Below are 25,141 nucleotides of genomic sequence, written 5' to 3'. Positions count from 1 at the left end.
GACACCGAATTTGAAAGAACCCTATGCATATCACCGACATTCTGGAAGCGACAAATCATGCCCGATCCCGATGATCTCGCCATTGCGGTCGTTCCGCGCGCGCTGGATACCATATCCGCGAAAGGCGATGACCGAATCGGATTCGCCGTTACCCGGTTAAACAATCCGGGCGGCCTTCTCGGCGTGCTCGTGTCCGCGGACATCGTGACGCCCGCGGGGGCTGGCTTCCCTGAAGATGCGTCGCCCCAACTGTCGGCCGACGGTCAACAGTGGAGCAGCGGCGCGGACAAGAGGACAGATGCGAGCGGCCTGGCCTGGTTTTACATACGCAGTCGCTCCAGCGCCGGGAAATTCCAGGTCAGTGGCGCTATCGGCGATGCAAAGGCGCCCTTCCACAAAGTCCACGCATCGCTTGTCGCGAAGGGATCCGTTGTCGAGGTTGAATTTGCACCGAAAACGTCATTGACCACCTGGCAGGGCGAAGCATTCACACACGCGGCCGCGATCCACGTCAAGACCGTCCCTGACTCCAAGCTTGGGGTCACTTTGCGGCTAGCCGGCCCCGACAAGGCGCAAGGCGCTTCGGAAAACAATGCCCACTTCCTTACCGGCCCACGCCAGGAAGCCACCGTGGTGTCGGGCAGGGAACTCCCTCCGATCCAGGCCGGCAAGCGTATCGGAGAGGTCACGATAACGCCCTCGGCGGGCGGGCACACCGGCAAGCCGTTGACGTGGCATGTGCTGCCCGTGCCGGACCGGTTGACAAATGACTGGGGCACAACGCCCCGACACATGTCCATGCGTGCCGCCGTGCGAGAAGGGGTGGTTCTTCCCTTTCGATTGTCCGGGCACAAGACGCTAGGCGATTCAACTGGCGAACCCGACTCCATCGTACCGGTCGGCCAATGGGCCATCCAGCTTAGCCTCGACGCCACGCCGCACGCAAAATTCAAGGACGGTTCGACGGGTGGAGGCAACAGCTTGATTCTACGCACGGACGCCAGCGGAATCGCGAGCATCCCTGCAGGGGCTCTGCAGATCCAGGCGAGCGCCCGCAATCAGACCATCACGATCCACGCGGCATGGAGCAAGAATCCCACGAATGCCGGCCCCTGGGCTCCTTCCCCGCAAGACGGCGCTATCTCGATCTACTTTGACCCTTGACTTCGGAGCGAAGAGCGTCAACATCAACCCCTCTGTCCGTAACATTAGCCAGCGAACTGCAAGACAAACAGTGCCCACTCCAGGCATACACCAGGAACATCCTGGTAACAACCGGAGGTACTGCTTAGGGGGTAGAAAGTGATATCGAGGCGAATCTCGAGCCAAGGTATATCGCTACGACGCCTCTGGGAAAACGGCGGCCGATGTAAACGCCGAGATGTATTACGAAGAGCTCCCGCTGCCACCGCCGCAACGGGTACGCGCGTGCAATTCGCGGCGATCGCCTAGCTGCCGCTCAATGGCAAAGCGTATCTGTGGGTTCCGGACACACAGGGCAATCTAGTCACCTTTGATACGTCCGGATGGTCAGCTCCTTGTTAGGCATCGATTTCTCGGCAAGGCTGGCGCCGCAGGATCGAGCGCGGGGCGCTGTGCCGGCTGGATGTGCAGCCGGCGGGCTGTATACCAAGGGCCGATAGGAATTGAAGGTAGACGTCCATACCGACTTCACGAAGGGTTGGACCGGATGGGTCAGCTTCCGGCAGTGGAGGCACGCAGGACATATCATCCGTATGTCGGGCGGATGGGCGTGAAGTACGCATGGTGATGCGTGAAGCAGGCGTTCAGGAAGGCGCTGAAACCCTCCACGGGCGCGGGGCGCCCGTGGAGGCTAGGCAGCGTCCGCGGGGATTAATCGTCCTTCACCGTGAACGTGTGACTCGTCGATAGGACGCCGATCGTGGCGTCTATGATCAAGGTGCCTTCCTGTTTCACTTTCAGGGGGGGTACCTTCGCCCAACCTTTAGCGTTAATCCGGGAGCTGGATTGTTGTTGATCGTAGGCCCCGTCCTTCCCGGCGAATCTGGCGGTGGCGGTGCTGCTGGCGTTTATTGCGAAGTTGACTGTCCCCGAGTGGGCGGGAACCGTCGATCGGGCATCCGTGTAGACCTGCACGCGGCCCGCCTCGCGATCCTCATCGTAGACTTTGGGATGTAGCGTCTTGAGCGTTTCGTCCGGGTCGAACTTGATGACCTGAGGCGGGGAAGCTGTAAGCGCCTGAAAATAGAACACGCCGTCGGCGGTCGACGAGGTGCCTGCGTACACCGACACGCGAAAGTCGCCTGTGAAATTGCGCGCTATCTTGATCGCTGGCAGCGGGCACTTTCCGTCCGCTCTTGAGGTGCCCACGTGCTCGGTTTTCGAGCCTTCGGTGAAGGCGACCTCGTCGGAGGTGTGATTGGGCGCCTCAATGTCGATCAGGAATTTTACTTGGGCGTTGGCAGCGGCGCTGTTGTGCCCGGAATCCGTATATACCTGAACATACATGGACGGATCGTTCCCGATTTCGGAATCGGAATCGACCTTCAGGCGATTTGTGTCGCTACTGGTGGCTGGGTGTAGCTGCACGTAGGCCAATCCACCCACCTTGATGGTCGCTTCATCATGCAGGGTGGATTCATGCCCGGGAATCGTAAAGCGGATCTTGAATTCGGCCGGGTTGGGGGGCGAGGCCGCTCCGATCCGAAGCTTGCCAAGATAGGCGACGCTGTCGTGAAAAGGCAAGTTCCCTTCGCGCACCCATGTTCCGTCCTGCCAGACGTAAAGTCCATCATTTCGCTGGGGCGAGACCTTGAAATTCACCAAAGGGATTCCGTCATCGGGAGGGCTCAGGTGAATGCTGACCGGATGATCCGCGGTCGGTTGCCCGGGAAGGAGCGTCAGCTGTCTTCCAAGGGTTACCGTCAGGGTGCTCGTGACCAAATGTCCCGTGGCGAACAGGTACAGCACTATAAACTGCGCTTTGTCGGTTTCGAATTTCAAGGCGAAAGTGCCGCTTTTGCGCGCGACAACTTTGAATGTCGCAACCCCCTCCTGGTTGGTTACCACCGACGCGGGCGCGGTGGGCGTAATCGTGGCATTCGCCAGATTGCTCCTGCTTTCCACGGCTGCCCGCACATGGACGTTCGGCACGCCCTTGCCTGCGTTGTCCATTACTTTCACGCTGACATCCGTTTCGGTATTGACGGCGATTTCTGATTCTTGGTCCACTCGGACCAGGTGGTACCTGACCCTTGGTTCGTTCAGCTTCAGGTTCAGGGTGAATACAGCGGTTTGCGCGACGGGCGACGCCACGCTAACTATGGCGGTGCCCACCGACCCGGCCGTCACGTGGATACGCGGGGCGGAAGCGTGTCCATCGGGATCCGTGCGCGTCCAGACGGACTCCCCGTTTTCCCACTCAATACTCGATCCTGACGGGACCGGCTCGAATTGCATCAGGCTTGGCGTATCGATCGTCCAATGCAGCCATTCGCCATCGGCGCCGACGGATGTATTGTCCGCGCGAACCGCGCGGATCCGCAGGGGGGCGGGCAGCTCGCCTTGGTACACGGTTTGGCCGTCGCCCTGTTCCTTGCTCAAGGTCAGCGCCGTCTGGGTGGGCCACACATTCTCATGAAAAGCGACCGTCGGCTCCAGTTTTCCTTGCACGTGGGCTTCGATCTTCAAATGTCCGGGATGCGCTGAGCTATTTTGTCCCCATAGCCAGACTTTGGCGCGTCCGTCGTTGACCGGGACGTCCAATTGCGTACGCTTTTCAAGGGAAATGGTGGTCCAGCTACCATCCTCCGATTCGGTGAGATAGCCCGCGGCCCCGTTGTCCGAATTGACCACCTTGAAGGTCACGTGTCCTTTGGTTGCCCTGCCGCCTTTGGCATCGCGAACGTCCACCGACAGAGCGTGACGAAAGCGCGTCTGGCTCGCCGCGCTCTGCGCGTCGCCGCTGAGGTAGGCGAAGCGGGCCTTGAGCACCGTTTCCGCCTCTCCCTGATGGTCGGGCAGCGAGGCTTGCTTCACAACCAGTTTGATGGTGGCAATGACTTGGCCGTCCGCCTTGACGAGAAGCTCGTCGGATGCGGCGCTCGCGGGGGGCGAGCCGGCGCGCAGGGTCGTTGCCGGCATGACGACATTTGCCTCTGTATCAGATTCCACTTGAAGCAAATGACTATCGCTTTGATGTTCAAAGTGGCTGCCCGAGGCCGCCGGCTGCTTGATCTCAAAGGTCACGGGAAAGTGGCGCAGCAGGGTGCCGGAGATAACATCAAAAAGGAAGAACTTGAACGAAGGGAAATACCCGTTGGCGTTTGCCTCCAGGGTAAGGTTGTCGCCGCTACCCTTTATCGGGGCTTGGATCCCAAGCGCCTTGAGCTTGTGTCGATACGCCAGCACGATGTCCGCAACGAACGAACCGCAGATCGGGCTGATAGGGTCATTGGGGACCCCTTTCATGATCAAGCGATATTTGCCCGGCTTCTCGATGTTGAAGTCGTGACTACGCCGCATCCAATCCCCGTGCGCGGTATCGAAGAACGTTGCAACCAGTGACTCGCCGCCGGTAACGCCCTGCGGGCGCAATTCGACGTCGAAAGAGGCACCGAGCGTTCCGCAATTATGGATGTTGTCCCTGACGCTCAGAAAGTTAAGATTGACCATTCCTGCAATGGGGAGGTCGACGTCCTGTCCTAGTTCCCCGTAGCCCCAGCCATTTGTATTGATGGCAAAGCCGCGGTCTCCAGACTCTACGGGAGGCCATCCAATGGGATATCCCGTCCACTCCCGATGTGCCGCGGCATACTCGAACCACCCTTTGCCGAGAAGCTCAATGTCGTGGACTGCCCGCGCCGTGGGTGTGTCGCCATCAACGTCCCAGATGTTGGACCAATGATGGCCAGGGTCAGGGTACGCTTTCTGCGAGAAGAGGCGGATAGCGGCGGCATTGCCTTCCGTCAGGTCCCGCCAATACTTTTCAACCTCCAAGAAGCGTCCGTCTCTTACAAGATTTTTTGACGTGGTGGCGCGGACGGGGGCGGGGCCTGAGATCTTAACGGGCATATGAGAATCTCCAGTGGGGAAAAGGGTTGGCTGTCAGAGGGGATAGCTTTATGGGCAGGGGGGCTAGCCGAGCCAGCACGGTGGGAACTTGGTCAAGTGTCAGTGCATGTGTGAAGACATGCGTCGTTGTTGATCCTTAGCTTCCACACCCGTCCGCATCCGCAACATGAGAAGCCATGGACATCCTAGCGCTACCCGCGAGGGGTCGGATAGGGCAGGCTATTTCCGGAAGGGCGCTGCCGCGGGCCTCAATCCTATTAGAGCAACGCCCCGCCGGAATTGGATTGTGCAGAGGCTGTTTTGGCAGTCGTACGGATGCGCTTGGGCGCACCCCCCAGTCGCTCTCGCGAACGACGATCGGAATTCGCGGAATCGCGCCTTAGTGTCAAAAATCGATTGTTGTTTTGCTCGTGGCGACACGTGGCTTAACAAGTTCTGAGTTTTTTCTGAGTGATTGGCAAGAGAATGGCGGGTACCTTCACCGCGATCCTCACATAAGGCTCCCGCGGTTATCCGAGATCGATGGCGTGGCGTCGCCCAGGTCGACGTTCAGTAGAAGCAGGGTTCCAATCACCATTCGATTGGCCCGTCACCGCCAAACATTCAGGAAAACCAGGGGGCCGCGTGTTTCATCGCGACGTCGCATTGCTGCGCCTGTCGCAAAAGCCAACCGCTGGCGATCTCTTGGGAATTCAGCATGTCAAAACGTGAACTCATCGGCTTTCGGCCATCCGTCGTAGCGACCGCCGTCGCTGCGGTATTCTGCACCGCTTCCGGGCCGGCACTTGCCGATCCCGTGGCTATCGCCAATGGCACTCACGACTTTTCCGGAGCGGGCCATGAAAACAACTGGATTGAACAAACGGGCGGCACCGTCAATTTGAGCAGCGGTGTGTTCGGCTCGGATGGAGCGGCGTCCGCGGTCGTAAGAGGCGGCCAGATCAACATCGGTTCGGGGGCAAACCTGAAAGGGATGGTCGCGCTGCATGGCGATGCCGACGCAAACATCGGCGTAAACGCGCGGGACCAGGTCACGATCCGGCTCGGCGTGCACACCAATGCGAACAACACGTTGGCCCTCGATAACGTGTTCTTGAATGAGGGCAGTTATGGGTCTGTGCTTTCGGTGCAAGGCACCTCGACCGCGACGACAACTGCCAGGACGCGGATCCACGGTAGCGGGGCTCAGGTCGGCGTCATTCTGACCGGCGCTTCCTCGTTGCTGATGAACGGTTCCACGATCGATGCGGAAGACAGTGCAATCAAGGTAAGAGGTGGGGGCGCGCAGGCATCATTCCTCACAATGAATGACGTGTCCTCGACGGGCGGAATAAGCGGCCTGTATGCGCAGACGAATTCGGTCGTGCAGGTCAATGGCGGGACCTTGAAGGCCAGTGGTGTCAAGGTGGATGACTTTGGCGGCGTGAACAATGCGGGTGTCTTTGCGCTTAACGATGGCGCGGCGGGCGATCCCCGCTTTAGAACTGTCGTATCGCTGTCAAACGTAGCCGTGATTGGCGAGGGCCCAAAGAGCGCTGGATTGCTCAGCCAGGCGGTGAATGGGAATGTTGAGGTCGGGGTGCTCGACTCTTCGATCAAGGGCGGAAAGTATGGGGTCGTTTTTAACGTGGACCCGTTCTATGCCAAAGACTTGATGCCCGCGACCTCCACTGTCGTACTGACGGATACCACGGTGACGGCGGGGGAGGGCCCCGCGGTGTGGGTGGTGGGCAAGGGCGCAATGGCCAACATGCTTGTCCAAGGACAGAAGTCGACACTAACCGGGGCGAACGGTGTCGCGTTGCAGACCGATGCGGGGGGGCAGATCGACCTCAGGGTCGCGGACGCGAACGTCCGAGGCGACGCCATCAACAACGGGGGTATCAGCCGAATCACGCTTGACCGGGGGGCCGTCTGGCAGGGGGCTACGCAGGGCGTGACCAGGATGGACGTGAGATCCGGCGGCGTCTTCGCGCTCGGTGGCAGTTCGACCGTGTCGACGTTGGCCATGAATGGCGGCACGGTTGACCTCGGTGGCGGCGCGGGCGGCGCGTTCCATACACTGACGGTGAACGACTTGAGTGGCGGAGGGATGTTTCGGTTCGGCACGGATCTGAGCCAGCCCGCCGCGCCGGTGGGCGACAAGCTGATCGTGAAGAACCAGGCGACCGGCAGTTACCAAGTGCGGGTCGCCGATTCGGGCCGCGAGCCGGGCGGCGGCGACGCCAAGCCGCTGACGCTGGTCGAAACCGGCGGAGGAGGAGCGAAGTTTTCGCTCGACAACCCGGACGGGGTGGTCAACCAGGGCGTGTACCAGTACAGGCTTGGGCAGAACCCGCAGAACGGGAATAATTGGGAGCTTCAGCCGACCGGTCAGACGACCCCTTATACCAACAGCGTCGTCAACATCATGGGTGTTGCGCCCACGATATGGTATGGGCAACTGATGACGGTGCGGGAACGCTTTGGCGAACTGGGGTTCGAGCAGGACAGGGGCGGCGTCTGGGTGCGTCCGTACGGTACCGAATACAAGATCAAGAGCGCCTCGGGGGCCCGCTTCCAGCAGAACCAGTCTGGCGTGGCGGTGGGCGCCGACAAGGCGGTCGACTTCCTGGGAGGCAAGACCTATTTCGGTGCCTTGTTCAATTACAGCGAATCGAAGCTTGACGACAAAGCGGGCGCCAAGGGCACGGTGGACGCGTACTCTATCGGCGCCTATGCCACGTGGATGGGCCGCAATGGATACTACCTGCATGGCTTGGTGAACGCGAATCGATATATCAGCAAGGCCCGCGCCAGCACGAGCAACGGTGGCAGCGCCGATGGCTCTTTCAATACGAACGGTGTGGGGGTTTCGCTCGAAGGCGGACGTCGGTTCGATTTCGACAATCGATGGTTTGTCCAGCCGTATGGGCAGTTGTCCGCCTTGCATATGCAGGGATCCCGGTTCAGCTTGAACAACGGCATGGATGCCAAGGGGGACAGCATGGACTCCGTCCAGGCGGCCATTGGGACGCAGGTCGGCAGGGCCTTCCGCAGCGCCAATGGTGACGTTGTCGAGCCTTACGTACGTGTCGCGGTGGTTCACGAGTTCGTCAAGAGTAACGATATATCGATCAACGATCACTCCTTCAACGCGGATTTGTCGGGGTCGCGGGTGGAGCTGGGGCTGGGCACTGCGCTGCAGATTGGCAAGCATCTCAGCGCGCATCTGGACTACGCCTATGCGAATGGCAGAAAGCTGTCGCAGCCTTTCCTTCTGAACGCAGGATTGCGCTATCAGTGGTAGCGCATTACCGCGGCGCCGGGGGGCGCCGCGTGTGAAATGCCCGGCGCGAGATACTTGCTTCGCGTCGGGCTGTTGGCGCTAGCTTTGAAGTTCGAATGTCGTGCTACTCGGTTGGCCCGCAGGGGGTTCTTGCCAATTGTCCGGGCCGGCGTAGGTGGTTTTCCAGCGCACGCTGATCTCCAATTGGTCCTTGCCAGGCGTTCTGCGCTCGAATACCAGGTCATCGCGCGTGAGCATCACGGATCCGTCTTCTCCGGTTTCGGAAATAAACGTCGCACCGTTATTCGACATTTTTGGGCCCTTGAATTTTGCGATCGACGTGTCAGTAATCGTCAATCTCAGTTTCCATTTGGGAACGGGCTTTTCGTCGCTGTTGAGATCTCCGTACCGTTCGCGTCCGAACAACTGGAATTTGGACGTTGCGAGCGTCACCTCGGGGTGACGTCTCGACAGATTGGTGCCGGTGGTCGGGAGCTTCATATGCGTGGGGACGGGAATGACTGTCCACGTCATGGGCGTGCCTTTGTGGCCCGGAACCGAAGGCGTAAGCGTCAGATCGCCGGCCAGCTTGCCGGCCTGGATGAGTCCCATTGACGTCGCGCCTGCTCCTACGACAACGTTGGTGGAATAGTGAGGCTCGAGATCAAAATGCGCACGGTCTCCCTGAACTTGTGGCGTCTTGTTCGGGCCGTCAAGGGTGACCGTGACGGTGACTTTTGCCGGCGCTTTGGTCTCCGGAGTGGTAACGACATTGACGGGCTCGCCCGAGAACACCTCCAACTGCGGCGTTATGCGCTTGCCGGTGGCAGAGAACGTAATGGCAGTGATCGCCGGCGCGACTTCGCCGTCATATACCGCGGTGGCAACCGGTCTGCCCCGGCCGATAGCCGTAAGTTTGGCGTGGCCAAGCGCCGACGTTGCGTCGGCCTTAAGATCTGTGATGGCGAGTGGCTTCGTGGCGTCGGCGGTTGTCAAGCGCTGCGCTTCACCGTCCAGAGCGACCAGGACGCCTGGGTCTCTCGACGTAACCTGCAGCGAAACGGTGGCCGCGATATCAGCGGCGGGAGCCTTGGTGGTTTTGGCGTGGAGCTTGATACCCGCCGTTGGCTTCTCTGTCGCGCCAAACGCGGCGCCCTTGTCGGCGGTTCCCTTGTCCGGGTCGAATTTGAGTGTATAGGCGGGCTTGCCGTCCTTATCGATTGGGGGAATTTGGGGCAAGGGGCTGATACGGATAACCCTGCCGTTGCCGGCCTGGTCGCTGACATAGAGCGACTCGACACTACTGGCGCTGTCAATGTGCCAGGCGACCACGGCGGGGGCAGCTTTTACGGTGCCTTGCTTCAATGCGTAATTTATCTGAACGTGGGCGGGTGGTGTCGTATCAGGGGTCGGCAATACCGCATAGATGTGTCCATCGTCCGGGTAACGGTCGTCGACGATCCAGAGGTATCCCGATTTATCGACCGCAATGCTCGATATGCTTACGGGGTCGCTCCCCGCCTTCAACGTCGCGATCAAGGCGGGTTGGGCGTTTTCGGTTGCAAGGTCCATTCGCCACAGTTCGCCATTTGTTCCGCCGATGTACAAGATGTTCCCATCGAGCGCAAGCGTTTGGCCCGCCAGATCGATCCTCCTCATATTCGCGGGCGCCGCTGCAGGTAGCGTCGCCGCCGGGATGCCGACGAGTTGCTGCTTTCCCGAGGCGCTATCCTGGGCCGTCATCCATAGGGTCTTCTTCTCCTCATGGAATACCAAGGATGACTGCAGGGCATCAGCCTTCTTGCCGATTTTTATTGTGAGGACCGGCGGGGTACCCTTGGGCTTTTCTGTATCAAAGGCGACCAGATTGCCCAGGGTATCCAGAACCCACAGATACGCTTTGGTGCTACCGAGCCCCTGATAGGCGATCGCCCCGAACTGCACGCGGGTACCCGTTGTGGCGGTGGAAACGGGAGTTTCGTAATAGATCTCGGCGTTTGCATCGGCCGCCGCTGCCACTTTGTACCGGTAGATAGTGCCGTACGTATAGTCCGAGATCCATAGCGTGTTCGCCGGGTCCAAATAGAGGCCCCGGACGATGGTGGAGGGCTTTGGCGCCGCGACCGTGGAAGGCTTGCCCAACGCGGGGCGAGGCAGCGTGAGGGTGGCCACGGTTTTCCCTGTGGCGTCCTGGCGGTACACCTTGGCCTCGAGATTCGCGTTGATATCACTGTCTGCCGCCCAAACCGTACCGTCTTGTGCCACGACAAGGTTTCTGATGTATGCCGTGGTAGCGGGCACCGCTTGGTCGTGCTGTTCGCCGGCCAATGTTACGGACAGAGGGGTTGATGTTGATGCCATTACAGGTCCTTTTTCAGAAGAAAAGACAAAGACAGCGGGAAGAAGACGTTTCGCCGCTCGAGGGGGATGCGCGTGCTGGGAAGGGGCGGTTGCTCTTCGCTCCGAAGTCAAGGGTCAAAGTAGATCGAGATAGCGCCGTCTTGCGGGGAAGGAGCCCAGGGGCCGGCATTCGTGGGATTCTTGCTCCATGCCGCGTGGATCGTGATGGTCTGATTGCGGGCGCTCGCCTGGATCTGCAGAGCCCCTGCAGGGATGCTCGCGATTCCGCTGGCGTCCGTGCGTAGAATCAAGCTGTTGCCTCCACCCGTCGAACCCTCTTTGAATCTTGCGTGCGGCGTGGCGTCGAGGCTAAGCTGGATGGCCCATTGGCCGACCGGCACGATGGAGTCGGGTTCGCCAGTTGAATCGCCTAGCGTCTTGTGCCCGGACAATCGAAAGGGAAGAACCACCCCGTCTCGCAGGGCGGCACGGATGGATATGTGTCGGGGCGTTGTGCCCCAGTCATTTGTCAACCGGTCCGGCACGGGCAGGACATGCCACGTCAACGGCTTGCCGGTGTGCCCGCCTGCCGAGGGCGTTATCGTCACTTCTCCGATACGCTTGCCGGCCTGGACCGGAGGGAGTTCCCCGCCCGACACCACGGTGGCCTCCTGCCTTGGGCCGGTTAGGAAGTGGGCATTGTTTTCCGAAGCGCTTTGCGCCTTGTCGGGGCCGGCTAGCCGCAAAGTGACCCCAAGCTTGGAGTCAGGGACGGTCTTGACGTGGATCGCGGGTGCAGGGGGAAACGGTTCGCCTTGCCACGTGGACAGAGACGGCTGAGGGTCGAACGTCACGTCAGTGATGGACGGCTGCGCCTTGAGCTCCACGAAGATGCGGTGATCCGGCGGCTCGTAGTCGTCGATTTCGGCTCTGAGTCGGAATTCCCCTGAACTGGCGCCGCTTCGGACCCATACCAGTACCTCGCCATTTGCTTGCGTTTTGGCGATGGCGCCGGACTCTTTCCATACTTTGCGGTCGGCCGAGATTTCCGGTCTGGGGGAAGGCCCGCCCATGACAAAGTTGACTTCAATATTGGCCAACGCCTCTTGTGCGGGGTTTACTACCTTGAATCCTATAGGGGTGCCTGCCGTACTGACATTGACGGGGCTTGGGGTGATGAGCGAAAGCTTCTGTGCAATCGAGGAGGGCATGAGTGAAGGCCAAGAAAAATTGTGCTGGCCGATGCGGCGCCCGGTGATGGCGGCTCGGCTTTCTCGTCAAATAGATGAGGATCCGTTGCCCGTCCCGAGCTCGCGGACCCCCGCCCGCGGCGGCTGAATACCGCTCGTCTTCAGTCGCTGAGAACATCCTAACGGCCCCCATTGAGCCGTGCTAGAGCATTGGATTTCCGGAATTCCCGGCGGGCATGGCCGATTGGATATTGGGCGTGAGGTCCGATAATGGGCTGATCTATTCCGCTGCGCGGGGGCGCGCACCCCAAGCAATGCTCCCCGGCTCCGGGCACACCCAGGACCCCTGCAACCGTTCCCGGATCTGTGCCAGGCTTTGCTCCACCAGCAAAACCCCATCCCGGAACACCGGCGCCAGCGCGCCGCCAGCCACCCGCTCCGGCGTCTGCTGGTCGAGCAACAAATACCCCGTCGCCGTCTCATCGACCCGCGGCAAGCCCTAGGCCGACAATCGGGCTGCCGGTCAGGCGGGCGAAGTAGGTCAAGCGCTTGCAGTATTCGAAGGCGATGGTGGCCACGGTGGACGGCTTCCACAATTCGCAACTGAACAGCGTTTCGATGTAGGTGACCAGCCAGGCGAATTCCGGCTTGGTGTTGATGAAGGTGAGGGGCGGCACGCGGATGTCGACGCGGGCGAATGCGTCAATGTCGTGCCGATTCGTGATCCCAACTCTCGCATTGAATCGTTCAACCAATCGTTGACGCACCAGAAGCAAAACGGCCGAATCATCGGTTGTAGCCGGCTGATTGATCTACCGGTTGGCGTCGCCGGAGGTAATCACAGTTTTGGCGGTTCCTGCATTTTGCAGGAAGGTACGCAGCGCAAGGACGTGAGGATCTGCAACGACGATATGTTCGGGCATTTCCAAGTCGAGCCGTCCACGCCACAGGATGCCTCAGACAAGCGCCTGGTCGACTTTACTTACGCGCAATGCTATGGCGGTTGATGGTTTGCGGATAGCTGGGTTTCAACTATCAATCGATGACTTCGGAATGGGCTTGGAACCAGGCTGGGCCCTCGGGGCTCGCCGGTATACATGCCGCGGACGCGGCGGCGGCCCGCAAGCAACCGCCTATTATCATTATCCTTTTCAATGCAACGGATGGTCCCATGGAACAGATTTCTCATCTGCGCGACGTCATTGCGGCGAGCCAACTTCTCCAAGACGTGCAGGCGCGCGACGACTTTGTGGTTGCCAGCGTGCGGTTTCAGGCGGCGGGCGTCGATATCCATGTGAATGTCGATCCGGAGCTGGCCGACAATCCAGAAATATGTGTCGACACCCTCATCGCCAATACCCGGCGCTTTCTGGAGATGTCGGCGGATCACTGGAAGGGGCTGATCAACGACATTGCGCTGGAGGTGGAAGAGGCCGTCGGGGACGCAGAGGTGGAAGAGCCCACGGATCTGCGCGATGACCTGCGCCTGCATTCCGCGGCCATTTTTGCCGATGCGGTGTTGCTGTCGTTTATGGCGCCGCGGCAGTTTCCCGATAGCTGGGTGCGTGCGCAGCTTTGCGTGGAGCTGACACTGGAAGACGTCTCCATTGACGAGAAGGATGACGTTGAGACTGTCGAATTCAATTCGCTGGATGAGCTGCTGGATAACCTGAGTTCGGACAAGGACGTGTAGTGAACGCCCGAGTTGCTTGCGGGCATAGGGTTCACTATGAACGGGAGCTTCGTGGCGGCGTCATGGCTCGGCCGGTGCGTCAACCGGACGGTTTTTTTCGGAGCATGCTCAGAGCGGCTTAGTAACTCGGTCACGGTGTGTGCGGCTCACCAGGCGCCATTTCGACAGATCTTTTGGCCGCGCTCAAATCCGGCTAGCATCGGCTGAACCGCTGTTCTATTCCGCCTCCCCGCATCCATGATGGAAGCCACCGTGACCGAACCGACCGCCACTGGACTTTCAGCCGAAGCGGCATCGCATAAGGGCAAGTTTTTCCTGATCGACGCCGGCTTACTGGGCGACGGCCGGGTTCCCGGCATGGAAATCGCCAACGAAGAGAGGCTGATCCATCCGGGGATGAATGTCATCTCGCGTCCTGACGGGATGCCAGATCAGTATCCGGCGCGTCCCCACCTGGTGCATGTGCCGCAGAAGGGCGCAATGCCCCGCGATCTGGAGGAGCTCGCCGGCATATGGATTGTGTCGGAGCCGTTGAAGCGGTTGTTTGAGCAGTTGGACGCCGAGGCGTTTGCGTTTGTGGCATGCGACTTCAGCCTTGCCGACGGCAGCCCCGGTCCCCGGTACTACCTGGGTAATGTGCTGCGCAGACTCGATGCCCTGGATGCAGCCTCTTCCCGCGTGAGAATCAAGCTCGACCACAATTATCAGACCGGCGAGGACGAGAAGCTTTATAGCCTCGTCGGCGGCGCCAGTTTGGTGTTCAAACCCGAGGTTGTGGGAGGCGCCCATATCTTCCGCCAGGACCGCATGGGAGCGCCTCCCATCTGTGACCGCGCGATGTTTGAGGCATTGCGCGCGGCCAGCTTTTCTGGCGTGCGGCTGCGCGATGTCGCCGATATCTGAGAATGTTCTGAACGACCCGGCGTGAACCGCTCCGCGCAGCCAACCGCCATCGATCGTCGAACCGGAGCCACGGACCATGCGGGCGCGCTCGCGGCTATAGTGTTGCGTCATTCCGGCCTCCCGCCCTGGCGGCGGGCCGGGACTTGTCTTTTGATTCAGGAAGCTTGCATGACCATGACCGCCGAACAGTTCCACAAACGCATCTGGGAGATCCTGGACACCGTGGACAGCGCGTATTTCGAGGTGGTGGCCGCGCCCGCGCCCGACGCGGCCGCGATCGCGAGCCTGGAGGCCGCTGTCGGGTTCCCGCTGCCGGCGGCGTTCACGGCCTTCTGCCAGCGCACCAATGGCCTGTGCGTGATGGCGCGCGAGGAAGTCTGGCCGCGCGCCAAGGAGTTCGACGTCGGCCCCGCCTGGACCTTCTGGCGCGGCGTGGTGCTGTTGGGCATCGATGCGCCGGAGTTGCCCGAATGGGCTAGCATTTCGGCGCAGCAGCGCCAGCTTGCCGAGGCCGGTCTGCCTGGCATCCTGCCGGTGCTGAAGATCGTGGGCGACGGCAGCCGGATCTGGGGTGTGGACCAGGCGGGGGCCGTCGTGGCGATCGACGACTGGGCCGATCCGGAGCCGGTGGGCGGCGACCTCATCGATCTTTATGCCGAGCAGATCGCCGACCTGATGCGGCGTCAGCAGGACATGGCACTGCGACTGGCCGAACGCGCCAAGGGAAAACTCGGCAAGCTGCCGGGATAGCGGGCAGCGGGGCGCGGGCCGATCCGGTTGCCGGCATGCCGCCCGCCCGGCATGCGCGTCATCCGCCGGCGCGCGGGGAAAGCGCATCCGGATACGTGACCAGGTCGGCGGCGTCGGAAACCCAGCCATCCTTGTCGTGCCGATACAAATCCAGCCGCTGGCGCATTTCTGGCGTCCATCCGGTCCGGGCCGACATTGCGCACAGCAGTCCCAGGCCGATGCGCCGCATGCCGGCATTGCCTTCGGCGCCCAACCACGCTTCGACCTGGGTAAGCTGATCCAGGCGCGCGCCAGCCACCGTATCCGCGAGCGCATCCAGGACGTCGCCAACGACGCCGGGATGCAGTAAATCCGAGGCCGCGGATTGCCGCGCGAGCGCCAGCGCGGCCTCTGGACGCAACACCGAGAACGCCAGTCGTAGCGCCAGTCCCGGATGCCAGCGCCTGGCCAGCAGGGCCGCGGCCAGCATGTCCGCCGACGCGGCCAGTTCCAACTGGCCACGCTGCCGTTGCTGCTGGTACGCGGCGACAACCGCGGCCAATGCATGCGCCCTCGTCAGGCCCGCGAAACTGTCCGCCAGTTCGCGCGGCAGGTTTCCCGCATAAATGCCCAGCAGCGCGCCTGCCGCGAGTTCGACCAGCGACACATCGACATCTCCGAGCCGCGCGGCCAGCGCCTGGTACAACGCGGGTGCGCCTTGCCCAGGAGGCATCGCGATCAGTCGCTCCAGCGTTTCCTTGCGGATCTGGGCATCGGAATGCCCGAGCAGCAAGGCGAGATGCTGGCTCAGGGCGCGCTGGCCATCCGGAGAAAGGCCCGTCGGCGGAATGCGGATGGTTGCGCGCGCCAGGGCCGGCGGCCCGCTGCGCGCGGCGGCGTGCAATCTGGGCCAGACCTCGGGACGGTCGAGGAAGTTCCAGTACGCTCGCGCCAAGGCGATCGCCACGTCCTGATGCAGCTTGGGCTCGGCTTCGATCCGGGCGAGAAATGCGAAGGCGCCATCCGTCCTCAGGTCGCCGGCAAGGCGGACGATCTCCTTGGCGACGGTGATCTTGCTTCGCGGCGCGCGGTCCAGCAGTTCCAGCACCTGCGCGGGGCGCAGGTTCATCAAGGATCGCCGCAAGGCATAGATGGCGACCCGGGCCCGGCCGTCATCCAGTGCCTGTATCAGCGCCGCCACCCCGCGTCCGGCATCGGCGCGTCCGAGCGCTTCCAGCGCCTTGTCACGCAGCGCCTGGTCGGGCGTGTCGAGGCGCGCCAGGTCGACCAGCGGCGCCAGGTCGATGGATGGCATGGCCGCATAGCGCTGGACGCAGCCGTAGAGTTCCCAGGCGTTGCGCTGCGTGCTGGTGAGGATATCGAGCAGTTCGGCGGCATAGCATTGCTGCTGGGCCGCCGTCCACCGGAAGAATCCGTCTTCGTAGGCGGGGAGAAATGCCGCCTTGCCGCTGGGAAACCGCCCCTTGTAGACGCGGGCGGTCAGAAACGGCGTCAGCAGGTCTTGCCTGCGACGATGCAGATGCGAGGAGACCGCGGACACCTGAATCCAGCTCGGATCGGCCCCCAGCAGTTGGGGAATCAATTCCGCCGCGCGCTTGCGCAGTCCGAGCCGCACCAGCGCGTCCAGCCCGGAACGCGCCACATTGCCGCGTTTGTCGCGGGCCAGGTCGGAGATCATGTCGACAAACAGGTCCACGGCCTTCGCCCGGCATCCGAAGCCAAAGACGAGTTGCAGCGCCACCTGGGCGCGATCGCGCCGGATCCAGGTCTCGAGCAGCCCCATCAGGTGCGGGGCGATCCGGCGCAGTTCGCCATCGCTCATGCGGGATTCCCAGTGCCCCTGGCGCAGGTTGCCCATGCCGCCCATGCGCTCGACAAGGCCGGGCAGCGCGGCCACGACAAATGCGGTGTGGGGGGTGATGATGGACATCAACCATTGCATGGCCGCCAGCATGGTCTGGTGCGAGCAGTCGCGGGCGCGCAATGCGGCATCGATGAGCGCGGTGAACCCGGGCAGGTGCCCGGCTTCCCAGCGCGAAGGCGGCAGTGCCGCCAGGGCCGTCAGCATGGCAAGTCGCACAGGGTCCTGCTCGTTCTCGCGGGCCCGGCAGAAATCCAGAATGGCGGCCAGGCTCGATGCCTCGTATCGTCCTGTCCCTGCCACCGCCGCCACGGCCTGCGCGCGCAGCTCGCCATCGGGCTGCGACAGGAACGGCTGGGCCAGGGCCAGCGCTTCCTGGAATGGCAGGCAGGACAGGTACGGCAGCCGGACCAGCGGCTCGGCGGCGAGGCGTGGCGACGAGAACGCGCGGCGCGCTTCGGCCTGCCGGGCAGCGCTGGATAGTTCCCGCACGAACTCGAACGGCAAGGCCCCGCTGTCCTCGCGCCAGGCTTCGCCGCCCTGGCGATAGAGGGCGTCCCGCTGGCTTGCATGCAGTTGCTGGAAGACCGCGTGCAGGTCGGGGAGCGCGTCAACCGACAACAGTTTGCAGAGCGCGGACGCCTCCAGGCGCCGCAGGGTCTGCAGGGTGAAGGGAATGCGCTGTCTGCCGCCCAGGTCCTCGACGATGGCGGCGATCTGCGCCGGGAAGAAAGAGGCATAGCGCGCCAGCGGCAAATCCTGGACGGGAATGCGGGCGACCGCCACGCGCAACAGGCTCAACCCGGCCGCCCGGTCGCTGCGCAGCATGCGATAGAGCGCCGCCCTGATGGCAACGCGCAATGCATAGGAGGGATTGCCGGACTGCTCCAGTTCGTGCGCCAGCCTGTCGCGCACGAGCCCCGGCAGGCGCTGCGCCAGCGCCGCCCACTGCGGCGCCTCCAGCAATGCAACCTGTTCGGCATCCAGGCTGGCGCCGATGAATGCATCCGTCGTCCAAGGCAGCAGATGGCGGCGCGCCGCGCCTTCGAGTGTCGGATAGACGGCATCGTTGACCTGCCCGCGTCCGGCTCGCCAGAGCTGGCGGGCGAGCTCCCGGCGGCACGGCTTTGTCATGTCGGGCATCAGGCGGACCAGGATCTCGTCTGGCACCACACGCGCCGCCAGTCGGGCGGCACGCAACACCAGCATGGGCGATGGGTCGGCGAGCAGCGTGACGATCAGATCCGTCGCGCGCGAGCCGCTGGCCGACATCAGCGCCAGCAGCCGCTCGTAGTGGATCTCCGATTGCGCCAGCGACTTCAGGTCTTCGGCAAGCCGCGCATCCGCGATGGACTCACGACCGAGCGCCACCATCCGCCCGTAACGTTGATCATGGCCGAGGAGGGCGACCTCCGCGAGGATGCGCCGCGTGGACGGGCGGTGTTCTTTCCGTGGGGGCGTCATGGTCATGGGCAGGCAGTCGTAGGGTGGGCAGGGCGCCATTCGCACGGCGCGGCGGGAATCCGCAACGGGGATAGTAAATCGATTCGGCCCGCTGGCTTTCCGATTGGACCCCGCGCCAGGCCCGCGCGCGCGGGCGAACGTCCTGGGCACCTTGGTGGCCGACGTACGGCAAGACCGGAACCGGCTCGCCCGGCAGCCACGGCGTCTACACGCTGGCCAACTGAACGTGCTGGTCATCCGCGAGGGATGGATCAACGATGCCCTGGGCGTGATGCGGTCCCTGTCGGTCGAGGTGGCCTTCTACCTGCTGTTTCCGCTGGCCGCGCTGCTGGCGCGGCGCCTGCTCGGACGCTGCGGCCGCGACTGCTACGAGATCTACCTGCCGCACCTGCTGGTGCCGGGCCTGTTGCGCACCTGGCTGCCGCCCACGCAATACGTGGGCGACGCCAGGCTCGGTTTGCTGCTGGCCAGTGTCGTTGGCGCGTGCCTGCTGGGCGCGCTGGTGTCGCGGGCGTGTTCCACGCCGTTGAACCTGCGCCTGCGGCGGCTGTGGCGGCTTGGCCGCGGACTGCGTTGACGGGCGCGTGGAGCAAGGGGGAGCGGGCAGGGAGGCCTGCGGCCACTTACACCTGGGCCATGCCGCCATCGACGAACAGTTCGATGCCGTTGACGAAGCTGGCCGCGTCGGAGGCGAGGAACGCCACGGCCTTGCCGATTTCCCGCGGTTCGCCCAGGCGTCCCAACGGCACCTGCGCGGCCAGGTGATCGAACAAGCCCTGGCGCGCCTCGTCGGGAACCAGTCCGCCCAGGCCTGGCGTGCGGATCGGCCCCGGGCTGACGACGTTGACGCGAATGCCCCGATCCTTGAGGTCCAGCGCCCAGGAGCGGGCGAAGTTGCGCACGGCGGCCTTGCTGGCGCTGTAAACGCTGAAGTTCGCGGTGCCCTGGATCGACACGGTCGAGGCCGTCAGGATCACCGAAGCGCCATCCACCAGCAGCGGCAACGCCTTTTGCACGGTGAACAGGGTGCCGCGCACGTTGGTGCCGAAAATGCGGTCGAAGTGCTCCTCGGTGATCGCGCCCAGCGGCAGCATGTCGCCACCGCCCGCGTTGGCCAACAGGATGTCCAGTTTGCCTGCGGTCCGGGCGATCTGCGCGTAGACATTGTCCAGGTCGCCCAGCACCGCGGCGTCGGCGCGGATGCCGGCGGCCGCGCCGCCCAGGGCAGCCACGGCGGCGTCCAGTTCCGCCTGGCGCCGGCCGGTGATGAATACGCGCGCGCCCTGCGCCGCCAATTCCTGCGCGGCGGCAAAGCCGATGCCGGTGGTGCCGCCGGTGACGAGTGCGATCTTGCCGTTCAGTTGCTGATTCATGGTGTTCTCCAGATCCTTTTTGCTCGGTTGCCCGTCAACGTCTCACGGCGCCGGATGCATTCCGAAGCGCTGGCGTTGCAGGGTATGGCGTCACTTTAAGGACCTCTGGATATTGAATAAATACTGTAAAATCGAAATGACTATCCATACATGTGGATAATTTGCTTTCTCCGGGAGAAGAAATCCGCATGGATCAGTTGACGGCCATACGCGCCTTTTCACGGGTGGTGGAGGCAGGCAGCTTCACTCGGGCGGCAGACTCGCTCGACATGCCCAATGCCACGCTCAGCAAGCTGGTTCAGGACCTGGAAACGCACCTGGGCGTGCGCCTGCTGCAGCGCACGACGCGCCGCGTCACCGTCACGCCCGAAGGTCGCGATTACTACGACAAGGCCTTGCGCATCGTGCGCGACCTGGAAGACATCGACAGCTCATTCAATGCGGGGCAGGGCAGGCCGAAAGGGCACCTGCGCATCGATGTCGGAGGCTCCACCGCGCGCGATGTGTTGATCCCTGCCATACCGGATTTTCTTGCGCGGTATCCCGACATACGGATCGACCTGGGCGTGTCGGATCGTACGGTCAATCTCATCAGTGATAACGTCGATTGCGTGATCCGCGGCGGCCCCCTTGACGATTCCTCGCTGGTGGCGCGGCATATCGGCACGGCCGATCTCATCACTTGCGCCGCGCCGGCATACCTCAAGCACTTCGGCACGCCGGCGTATCCGGAGGAGCTGAAGAACGGTCACAGGCTGGTGAGCTATCTTTCCCCTCAGAACGGACGCGCATTTCCGTTCCGCTTCGAGCGGGACGGAGACAAGCGGGAGATCAAGGCCGAGCACCGCGTGGGTGTCAACGAAAGCAATGCGCATCTGGCCGCGGCGCTGGCCGGCCTGGGTATCATCCAGACTTTCACCTATGCGGCCCGGGCCGCGCTGGACGGTGGCGCGCTCGTGGAGATCCTGAAACCCTGGCGGCCCCAACCCTATCCGTTCCATGTGGTCTATCCGCACAATCGCCACGTGACACAGCGCCTGCGTGTGTTCATCGATTGGCTCATGGAAAACCTGCCGCCTCGGCTCAGGCCCTGAGATCGCGGCTGCCGTGATCCGCCATGGCGGCGGTGTGGCCGGGCTCCTCACGAGAGGGACGCCCGGCGCCCGGGCGAGCGTCCCGCCTCATGCCTGCGGCCGATGGCACACCGCTTCCACGTTGTGGCCTATCGATCGCGCGGCGCGATCGGGTATTCTGCCGGCGTGTACCCGCGAAGGAGCGCGATCCTGTCACCGCAGAAATCGATTCGTCGAGACCTGGCGATCCTCTGGTTCTGGATCGCCATCGTCGCGCTGGTGCTGGCGGGCCTGCTGGTGACACTCAGCCGCCAGGGCGCCAGTTCCCAGGTCGCTCGTGCGCGCGACCTGGCGGCGGTCAGTTGCGAGGCCTTGCGCGCTGGCGCGGGGCGCCTGCAACAGTTCGGCGCGGCCAGCCCGCAAGCAGAGGCGTCCGGCCTGCCGGGCGCCCAGGCCATCCTCGATCTGGCCTTGCGGGACCGCCCCGGCATGGAAGGCGGCTTCTGGCGGCCGGGCGCCGGGGTGGTCGCCTATGCCTTTCCCACCTATGACGGCACCGGCATCAAGCGTGACCCGCCCAGCGCGGAGCTGGAGCGCATCGGCGCCACGGCGCAGCGCGCGCTGGATGCGGCCGTGCTGGTGACCGACATGCGTCCCGGCCTGCGTGAAGCCGTGGTCTTCGCCGCCTGTCCCGCCGACACGCCGAATGACCCGCTCGCCGCCTGGACCCTGACGCGCGTGCCGCTGATCGGCGGCGACGTGATCAATGCGCTGATCCTGGCGGTCAGCCTGTTGCTGGGCATGGTCGTGGTATCGGGCCTCTGGCTCGGCCGCACTTTCGTTCGCTGGCGCCGACAATCCGACGACATGCAGCGCCAACTGCAGCAGGCCGAACGGCTCGCCACATTGGGGCGCATGTCCGCGGGCCTGGCCCACGAGATCCGCAACCCCCTCGGCACCATGCGCATGAAAGTCGAGAACGCGCTGGCGGCGCCCGGGCCGGTCCGGGAGGCGCGCGTGGCTGGCGCCCTCGAGGCGGTGCTGGCACAGACCGAGCGCCTCGAATCGCTGGTGGCCAGCCTGCTGGCCCTGACTCAGCCGTTTCGCGTCGAGCGCCAGGTGCTTGATCTGACCGCCTTCCTGAAGGAGCGGGCGCAGACGCATGCGGCGATGGCGCAGAAATCCGGCATCCGGCTGACGACGGTGGCCCGTGACGTATCCGGCGCGCGCGCGTGGTTCGATCCGGCGCAGATGGCGCGGGCGTTCGACAACCTGCTGCTGAACGCGCTGGCGCACACGGGCGACGGGGGGAGCATCGAGCTTGGCGCCGGCCGCAGTCCGCGCGGCGCCTTGTTGTTGTGGGTCGCCGATGATGGCGCCGGCGTGCCGGAAGCATTGCGCGAAACCCTGTTCGAGCCGTTCGCCACGGCCCGCGCGGGCGGATCCGGCCTGGGGCTTGCCCTGGTGCGGGAAATCGTCCAGGCGCACGGCGGGCAGGTCCGGTTGGCGGGGACCGCGCGAGGCGCCCGCATTGAGATGGAGCTGCCATGGCCCGCATCCTGATCGTCGACGACGACGCGGCATTTCGCGACAGCCTGACCGAGACGCTGCAAGACCTGGGGCATACGGTGTTGCAGGCCTCGTCGACCCTCGCGGGCCTGAACCGCCTGCGCACCGAGGCCGTGGATCTGGCCATCGTCGATCTGCGCATGCCGGGCGATGACGGGTTGGCGTTCCTGCACAAGGCGTCCGAGCTGTCGCCGGTCCCCTGCATCATGCTGACCGCCTATGCGAGCGGCGCCAACACGATCGACGCCATGCGCCTGGGGGCATTCGACCACCTGACCAAGCCGGTGGCGCGGGCCGCCCTGGTGGAGACGCTGGATCGGGCGTTGAGCAGCGTGGCGGCGGCCGGGGATGACGCTGCCAGCGCCGACGCCGCGCCGGTCGACGACTTCGAGCTGGTCAGCGGCAGCGCCGCCATGCGCGAGGTCTTCAAGCGCATCGGCATGGCGGCGCGCGGCGATGCCACGGTGCTGATCCTGGGCGAAACGGGCACGGGCAAGGAGCTGGTGGCCCGCGCGCTGCATCGCAGCAGCGCGCGGGCGGCGCGGCCTTTCGTCGCCGTCAATTGCGCCGCCATTCCAGACGAACTCATGGAAAGCGAGCTGTTCGGCCACCTCAAAGGGGCGTTTACCGGCGCCATCAGCGATCGCGCTGGACGTTTTCGCGAGGCCGAGGGCGGCACGCTGTTTCTCGATGAGATCGGCGATATGCCGCTGGCGACGCAGGCCAAGATCCTGCGCGTGTTGCAGGAACGGGAAATCACCCCCATCGGGGGGGCGCGTGTCGTGCCCGTGAACGTGCGTATCGTCGCGGCGACCCACCGCGATCTGCCGGCGGCGGTCGCGGCGGGGCGGTTCCGCGAGGATCTCTGGTATCGGCTGCAGGTGGTGCCGATCGCGCTGCCGCCGCTGCGCGAGCGGTTGGGCGATGTGGTGCTGCTGGCCGAGCATTTCCTGAGGCGTATCGGCGCAGGCTCGCCCAAGCGCCTTTCCAGCGCGGCCGCGCAGCGGCTGCTGGCGCATGCCTGGCCCGGCAACGTGCGCGAACTGCGCAATGCCATGGAGCGCGCGGCGGTGCTTTGCCGCGGCACCACCATCGGCCCCGAGCATATCGGCCTGCCATCCTTGCACGCCACGCAGGAGGCCCAGGGCGGTATCGCCCTGGATGGCCCGCTGGCTGACGCGGTGGCGGCACTGGAGCGCGCCATGATCCGACGCGCCTTGGCGGCCACGGCCGGCAATCGCGCCGAGGCCGCGCGCCGGCTCGGCCTGTCGCGCCAGCAGCTCTACCGAAAGTTGGCCGAACACGGCCTGGAATGAGGTGTCCGGTCCTGTGACGCCGTGGTGTCACAGGATCGGACGCCGCGGGGCCGTCGGGCGGCGCAACTCATTGATTTGCAGGGAACTCCTTGTTGGCACACGGTTTGCATGGAAACCGGTGTGTTCACTGCCGGTGCAAGGAGTCCATCATGTCTCGATCCGCATTCGCCCTTTTCGCCCTCGCCGCGGCCGTTGTCGCGGGCATGGCCTGCGCCGCGCCGCCGCCTGCTGGCGCGACGCCAACGCCTGCTGGCGCGACGCCGCCGCCCCTTGGCGCGATGCCGCCGCCCGCGCCCGACGCCGCCGCGTCGACGGTGGCGCAGGGACAAGTCCAGCGCCTGCTGATGAACCCTTATGGCGAGGTCGACGGCCTGCGGCTGGTCGATGGCACCGTGGCGCGGTTCCCGCCGCATCTGTCCCAGGCGCTCAGCGCCGCCGTCAAACCAGGCGACGCCGTTCGCATCATCGGCCGCCCGCAATCGCGCGGCAACGTCAAGGCCGATGCCATCGTCAACACCACCAGCGGCCAGACGGTGTACGACCAGCCGCCGGCGCCGGATACGGGACGGCCGCTGCCGCCGCACCTGCGCGCGCAGGCGTTGCGGCCGCAGCGGGTAGAAGGCCAGGTCGATACCGTGCTGACCGGCCCGCGCGGTGAAGCCAACGGCGTCATCCTGACCGATGGCAGCATCGTCCGCTTCCCGCCGGAAAGCCTGCGTCTATCGGTGCTGCCCGGAGCCTCCTTCGCCGCCGATGGCCTGGGGACGCGCAACGCCCTGGGCACGTCGCTGGAGGCGATCCGCATGGGCACCAGCCTGTCGGCGCTGCAACCCCTGTACGACCGCGCTCCCTGACCGCCGTCGCGCCCGTTCGGACCGAGCCGCTGCGCCGATCGCCGGCGGCTTCTCCGTCATCCGCCCGAGAACCCTGAAGATGTCCCCCAAATTCTTGCCCGTCGCGCTGTTGCTGGTCTCTAACGTGTTCATGACGTTCGCCTGGTATGGGCACCTCAAGTTCGGCGAGCGTCCGCTGTATGTCGTCGTCCTGGCCAGTTGGCTGATCGCCTTCGCCGAATACTGCTTCGCGGTGCCGGCGAACCGCATCGGACACGCCGTCTACAGCGCCGCCGAACTCAAGACCATGCAGGAAGTCATCACGTTGACGGTGTTCGCCGTGTTCTCGGTGTTCTACCTTGGTGAACGGCTGACGCTCAATCACCTGGTCGGCTTCGGCTGCATCGGACTGGGCGCGTTCTTCGTTTTCAAGGGCCCGTTGCCTTAGGACGC

General features: G+C 63.8%; 18 protein-coding genes. 12 read left to right on the top strand and 6 right to left on the bottom strand.

The window, feature by feature from the left end:
* Positions 1-57 precede the first annotated feature (57 nt).
* Positions 58-1,164, top strand: coding sequence for a hypothetical protein (locus tag AAID08_RS24465; protein WP_395757003.1), 1,107 nt, complete (start codon positions 58-60; stop codon positions 1,162-1,164).
* A 690-nt stretch (positions 1,165-1,854) separates the two neighbouring features.
* On the opposite strand, the gene AAID08_RS24460 is transcribed toward AAID08_RS24465, so the two are convergent.
* On the bottom strand, positions 1,855-5,055 hold the full coding sequence (locus tag AAID08_RS24460) for an Ig-like domain-containing protein (RefSeq protein ID WP_395757002.1): 3,201 nt from the start codon (positions 5,053-5,055) through the stop codon (positions 1,855-1,857).
* 697 nt (positions 5,056-5,752) lie between these two features.
* Between AAID08_RS24460 and AAID08_RS24455 the strand changes: the two genes are divergently transcribed.
* Positions 5,753-8,344: an autotransporter outer membrane beta-barrel domain-containing protein gene (locus tag AAID08_RS24455; protein ID WP_395757001.1), complete on the top strand. Its 2,592-nt coding sequence runs from the start codon at positions 5,753-5,755 to the stop codon at positions 8,342-8,344.
* A gap of 78 nt (positions 8,345-8,422) precedes the next feature.
* On the opposite strand, the gene AAID08_RS24450 is transcribed toward AAID08_RS24455, so the two are convergent.
* The 3 genes from AAID08_RS24450 to AAID08_RS24440 all read right to left on the bottom strand — a co-directional run bounded on the left by AAID08_RS24450 (position 8,423) and on the right by AAID08_RS24440 (position 12,530).
* Positions 8,423-10,684 (bottom strand): hypothetical protein, encoded by a 2,262-nt coding sequence (locus tag AAID08_RS24450; protein WP_175189201.1) that lies wholly within the window; start codon positions 10,682-10,684, stop codon positions 8,423-8,425.
* Positions 10,685-10,791: 107 nt separating this feature from the next.
* Complete coding sequence (locus AAID08_RS24445) at positions 10,792-11,874, bottom strand: hypothetical protein (RefSeq protein ID WP_175142678.1); 1,083 nt, start codon at positions 11,872-11,874, stop codon at positions 10,792-10,794.
* 458 nt (positions 11,875-12,332) lie between these two features.
* Positions 12,333-12,530, bottom strand: coding sequence for a hypothetical protein (locus tag AAID08_RS24440; protein WP_254603883.1), 198 nt, complete (start codon positions 12,528-12,530; stop codon positions 12,333-12,335).
* A gap of 33 nt (positions 12,531-12,563) precedes the next feature.
* On the opposite strand from AAID08_RS24440, the gene AAID08_RS24435 reads away from it, so the two are divergent.
* From AAID08_RS24435 to AAID08_RS24420, 4 genes are all read left to right on the top strand, one after another.
* Positions 12,564-12,860 carry a hypothetical protein gene (locus AAID08_RS24435; RefSeq protein WP_254603884.1) on the top strand — a complete coding sequence of 99 codons (297 nt, stop codon included), beginning with the start codon at positions 12,564-12,566 and terminating at the stop codon, positions 12,858-12,860.
* A gap of 164 nt (positions 12,861-13,024) precedes the next feature.
* The gene (locus AAID08_RS24430) at positions 13,025-13,546 is read left to right on the top strand and encodes a cytochrome C5 (protein WP_175142677.1); all 522 of its coding nucleotides are present in this window, start codon (positions 13,025-13,027) and stop codon (positions 13,544-13,546) included.
* Between the two features lie 237 nt (positions 13,547-13,783).
* Entirely contained in the window at positions 13,784-14,449 is a 666-nt protein-coding gene (locus AAID08_RS24425) for an imm11 family protein (protein WP_175142676.1), read from the top strand.
* A 168-nt stretch (positions 14,450-14,617) separates the two neighbouring features.
* Positions 14,618-15,199, top strand: a complete 582-nt coding sequence (locus AAID08_RS24420) for an SMI1/KNR4 family protein (RefSeq protein ID WP_395757000.1) — start codon at positions 14,618-14,620, stop codon at positions 15,197-15,199.
* Between the two features lie 58 nt (positions 15,200-15,257).
* On the opposite strand, the gene AAID08_RS24415 is transcribed toward AAID08_RS24420, so the two are convergent.
* A complete protein-coding gene (locus tag AAID08_RS24415; RefSeq protein ID WP_156330691.1) occupies positions 15,258-18,530 on the bottom strand; it encodes a hypothetical protein in 3,273 nt (1,090 codons plus the stop codon).
* A gap of 220 nt (positions 18,531-18,750) precedes the next feature.
* Here AAID08_RS24415 and AAID08_RS24410 point away from each other — a divergent pair, with 220 nt between their 5' ends.
* The gene (locus AAID08_RS24410) at positions 18,751-19,101 is read left to right on the top strand and encodes a hypothetical protein (protein WP_269872159.1); all 351 of its coding nucleotides are present in this window, start codon (positions 18,751-18,753) and stop codon (positions 19,099-19,101) included.
* A gap of 46 nt (positions 19,102-19,147) precedes the next feature.
* Here the strand turns inward: AAID08_RS24410 and AAID08_RS24405 are convergent, their stop codons facing one another.
* A complete protein-coding gene (locus AAID08_RS24405; protein ID WP_054500731.1) occupies positions 19,148-19,897 on the bottom strand; it encodes an SDR family NAD(P)-dependent oxidoreductase in 750 nt (249 codons plus the stop codon).
* 188 nt (positions 19,898-20,085) lie between these two features.
* Between AAID08_RS24405 and AAID08_RS24400 the strand changes: the two genes are divergently transcribed.
* The 5 genes from AAID08_RS24400 (at position 20,086) to AAID08_RS24380 (ending at position 25,136) form a co-directional block, all read left to right on the top strand.
* Positions 20,086-20,991: a LysR family transcriptional regulator gene (locus AAID08_RS24400; protein WP_372414170.1), complete on the top strand. Its 906-nt coding sequence runs from the start codon at positions 20,086-20,088 to the stop codon at positions 20,989-20,991.
* A gap of 165 nt (positions 20,992-21,156) precedes the next feature.
* Positions 21,157-22,533 (top strand): ATP-binding protein, encoded by a 1,377-nt coding sequence (locus tag AAID08_RS24395; protein WP_231132961.1) that lies wholly within the window; start codon positions 21,157-21,159, stop codon positions 22,531-22,533.
* Positions 22,518-23,855: a sigma-54 dependent transcriptional regulator gene (locus AAID08_RS24390; protein ID WP_054500733.1), complete on the top strand. Its 1,338-nt coding sequence runs from the start codon at positions 22,518-22,520 to the stop codon at positions 23,853-23,855. The genes AAID08_RS24395 and AAID08_RS24390 overlap by 16 nt, the downstream gene beginning before the upstream one ends.
* A 149-nt stretch (positions 23,856-24,004) precedes the next feature.
* On the top strand, positions 24,005-24,709 hold the full coding sequence (locus tag AAID08_RS24385; protein WP_240806438.1) for a hypothetical protein: 705 nt from the start codon (positions 24,005-24,007) through the stop codon (positions 24,707-24,709).
* A 79-nt stretch (positions 24,710-24,788) separates the two neighbouring features.
* Positions 24,789-25,136 carry a DMT family protein gene (locus AAID08_RS24380; protein WP_054500735.1) on the top strand — a complete coding sequence of 116 codons (348 nt, stop codon included), beginning with the start codon at positions 24,789-24,791 and terminating at the stop codon, positions 25,134-25,136.
* The last annotated feature ends 5 nt before the right edge of the window (positions 25,137-25,141 follow it).

This window comes from Achromobacter sp. EB05, assembly GCF_044232075.1.
GTDB lineage: Bacteria > Pseudomonadota > Gammaproteobacteria > Burkholderiales > Burkholderiaceae_B > Achromobacter > Achromobacter dolens.
This window is presented reverse-complemented; position numbering and strand designations above follow the sequence as displayed.

Excerpts from the sequence above, each read along its gene's own strand:
- AAID08_RS24420 (WP_395757000.1), top strand. The coding sequence starts at position 14,618 with ATGACCATGACCGCCGAACAGTTCCACAAACGCATCTGGGAGATCCTG.
- AAID08_RS24390 (WP_054500733.1), top strand. The coding sequence starts at position 22,518 with ATGGCCCGCATCCTGATCGTCGACGACGACGCGGCATTTCGCGACAGC.
- AAID08_RS24400 (WP_372414170.1), top strand. The coding sequence starts at position 20,086 with ATGGATCAGTTGACGGCCATACGCGCCTTTTCACGGGTGGTGGAGGCA.
- AAID08_RS24450 (WP_175189201.1), bottom strand. The coding sequence starts at position 10,684 with ATGGCATCAACATCAACCCCTCTGTCCGTAACATTGGCCGGCGAACAG.
- AAID08_RS24405 (WP_054500731.1), bottom strand. The coding sequence starts at position 19,897 with ATGAATCAGCAACTGAACGGCAAGATCGCACTCGTCACCGGCGGCACC.
- AAID08_RS24460 (WP_395757002.1), bottom strand. The coding sequence starts at position 5,055 with ATGCCCGTTAAGATCTCAGGCCCCGCCCCCGTCCGCGCCACCACGTCA.
- AAID08_RS24425 (WP_175142676.1), top strand. The coding sequence starts at position 13,784 with ATGATGGAAGCCACCGTGACCGAACCGACCGCCACTGGACTTTCAGCC.
- AAID08_RS24380 (WP_054500735.1), top strand. The coding sequence starts at position 24,789 with ATGTCCCCCAAATTCTTGCCCGTCGCGCTGTTGCTGGTCTCTAACGTG.
- AAID08_RS24455 (WP_395757001.1), top strand. The coding sequence starts at position 5,753 with ATGTCAAAACGTGAACTCATCGGCTTTCGGCCATCCGTCGTAGCGACC.
- AAID08_RS24465 (WP_395757003.1), top strand. The coding sequence starts at position 58 with ATGCCCGATCCCGATGATCTCGCCATTGCGGTCGTTCCGCGCGCGCTG.
- AAID08_RS24415 (WP_156330691.1), bottom strand. The coding sequence starts at position 18,530 with ATGACCATGACGCCCCCACGGAAAGAACACCGCCCGTCCACGCGGCGC.
- AAID08_RS24430 (WP_175142677.1), top strand. The coding sequence starts at position 13,025 with ATGGAACAGATTTCTCATCTGCGCGACGTCATTGCGGCGAGCCAACTT.
- AAID08_RS24385 (WP_240806438.1), top strand. The coding sequence starts at position 24,005 with ATGTCTCGATCCGCATTCGCCCTTTTCGCCCTCGCCGCGGCCGTTGTC.
- AAID08_RS24445 (WP_175142678.1), bottom strand. The coding sequence starts at position 11,874 with ATGCCCTCCTCGATTGCACAGAAGCTTTCGCTCATCACCCCAAGCCCC.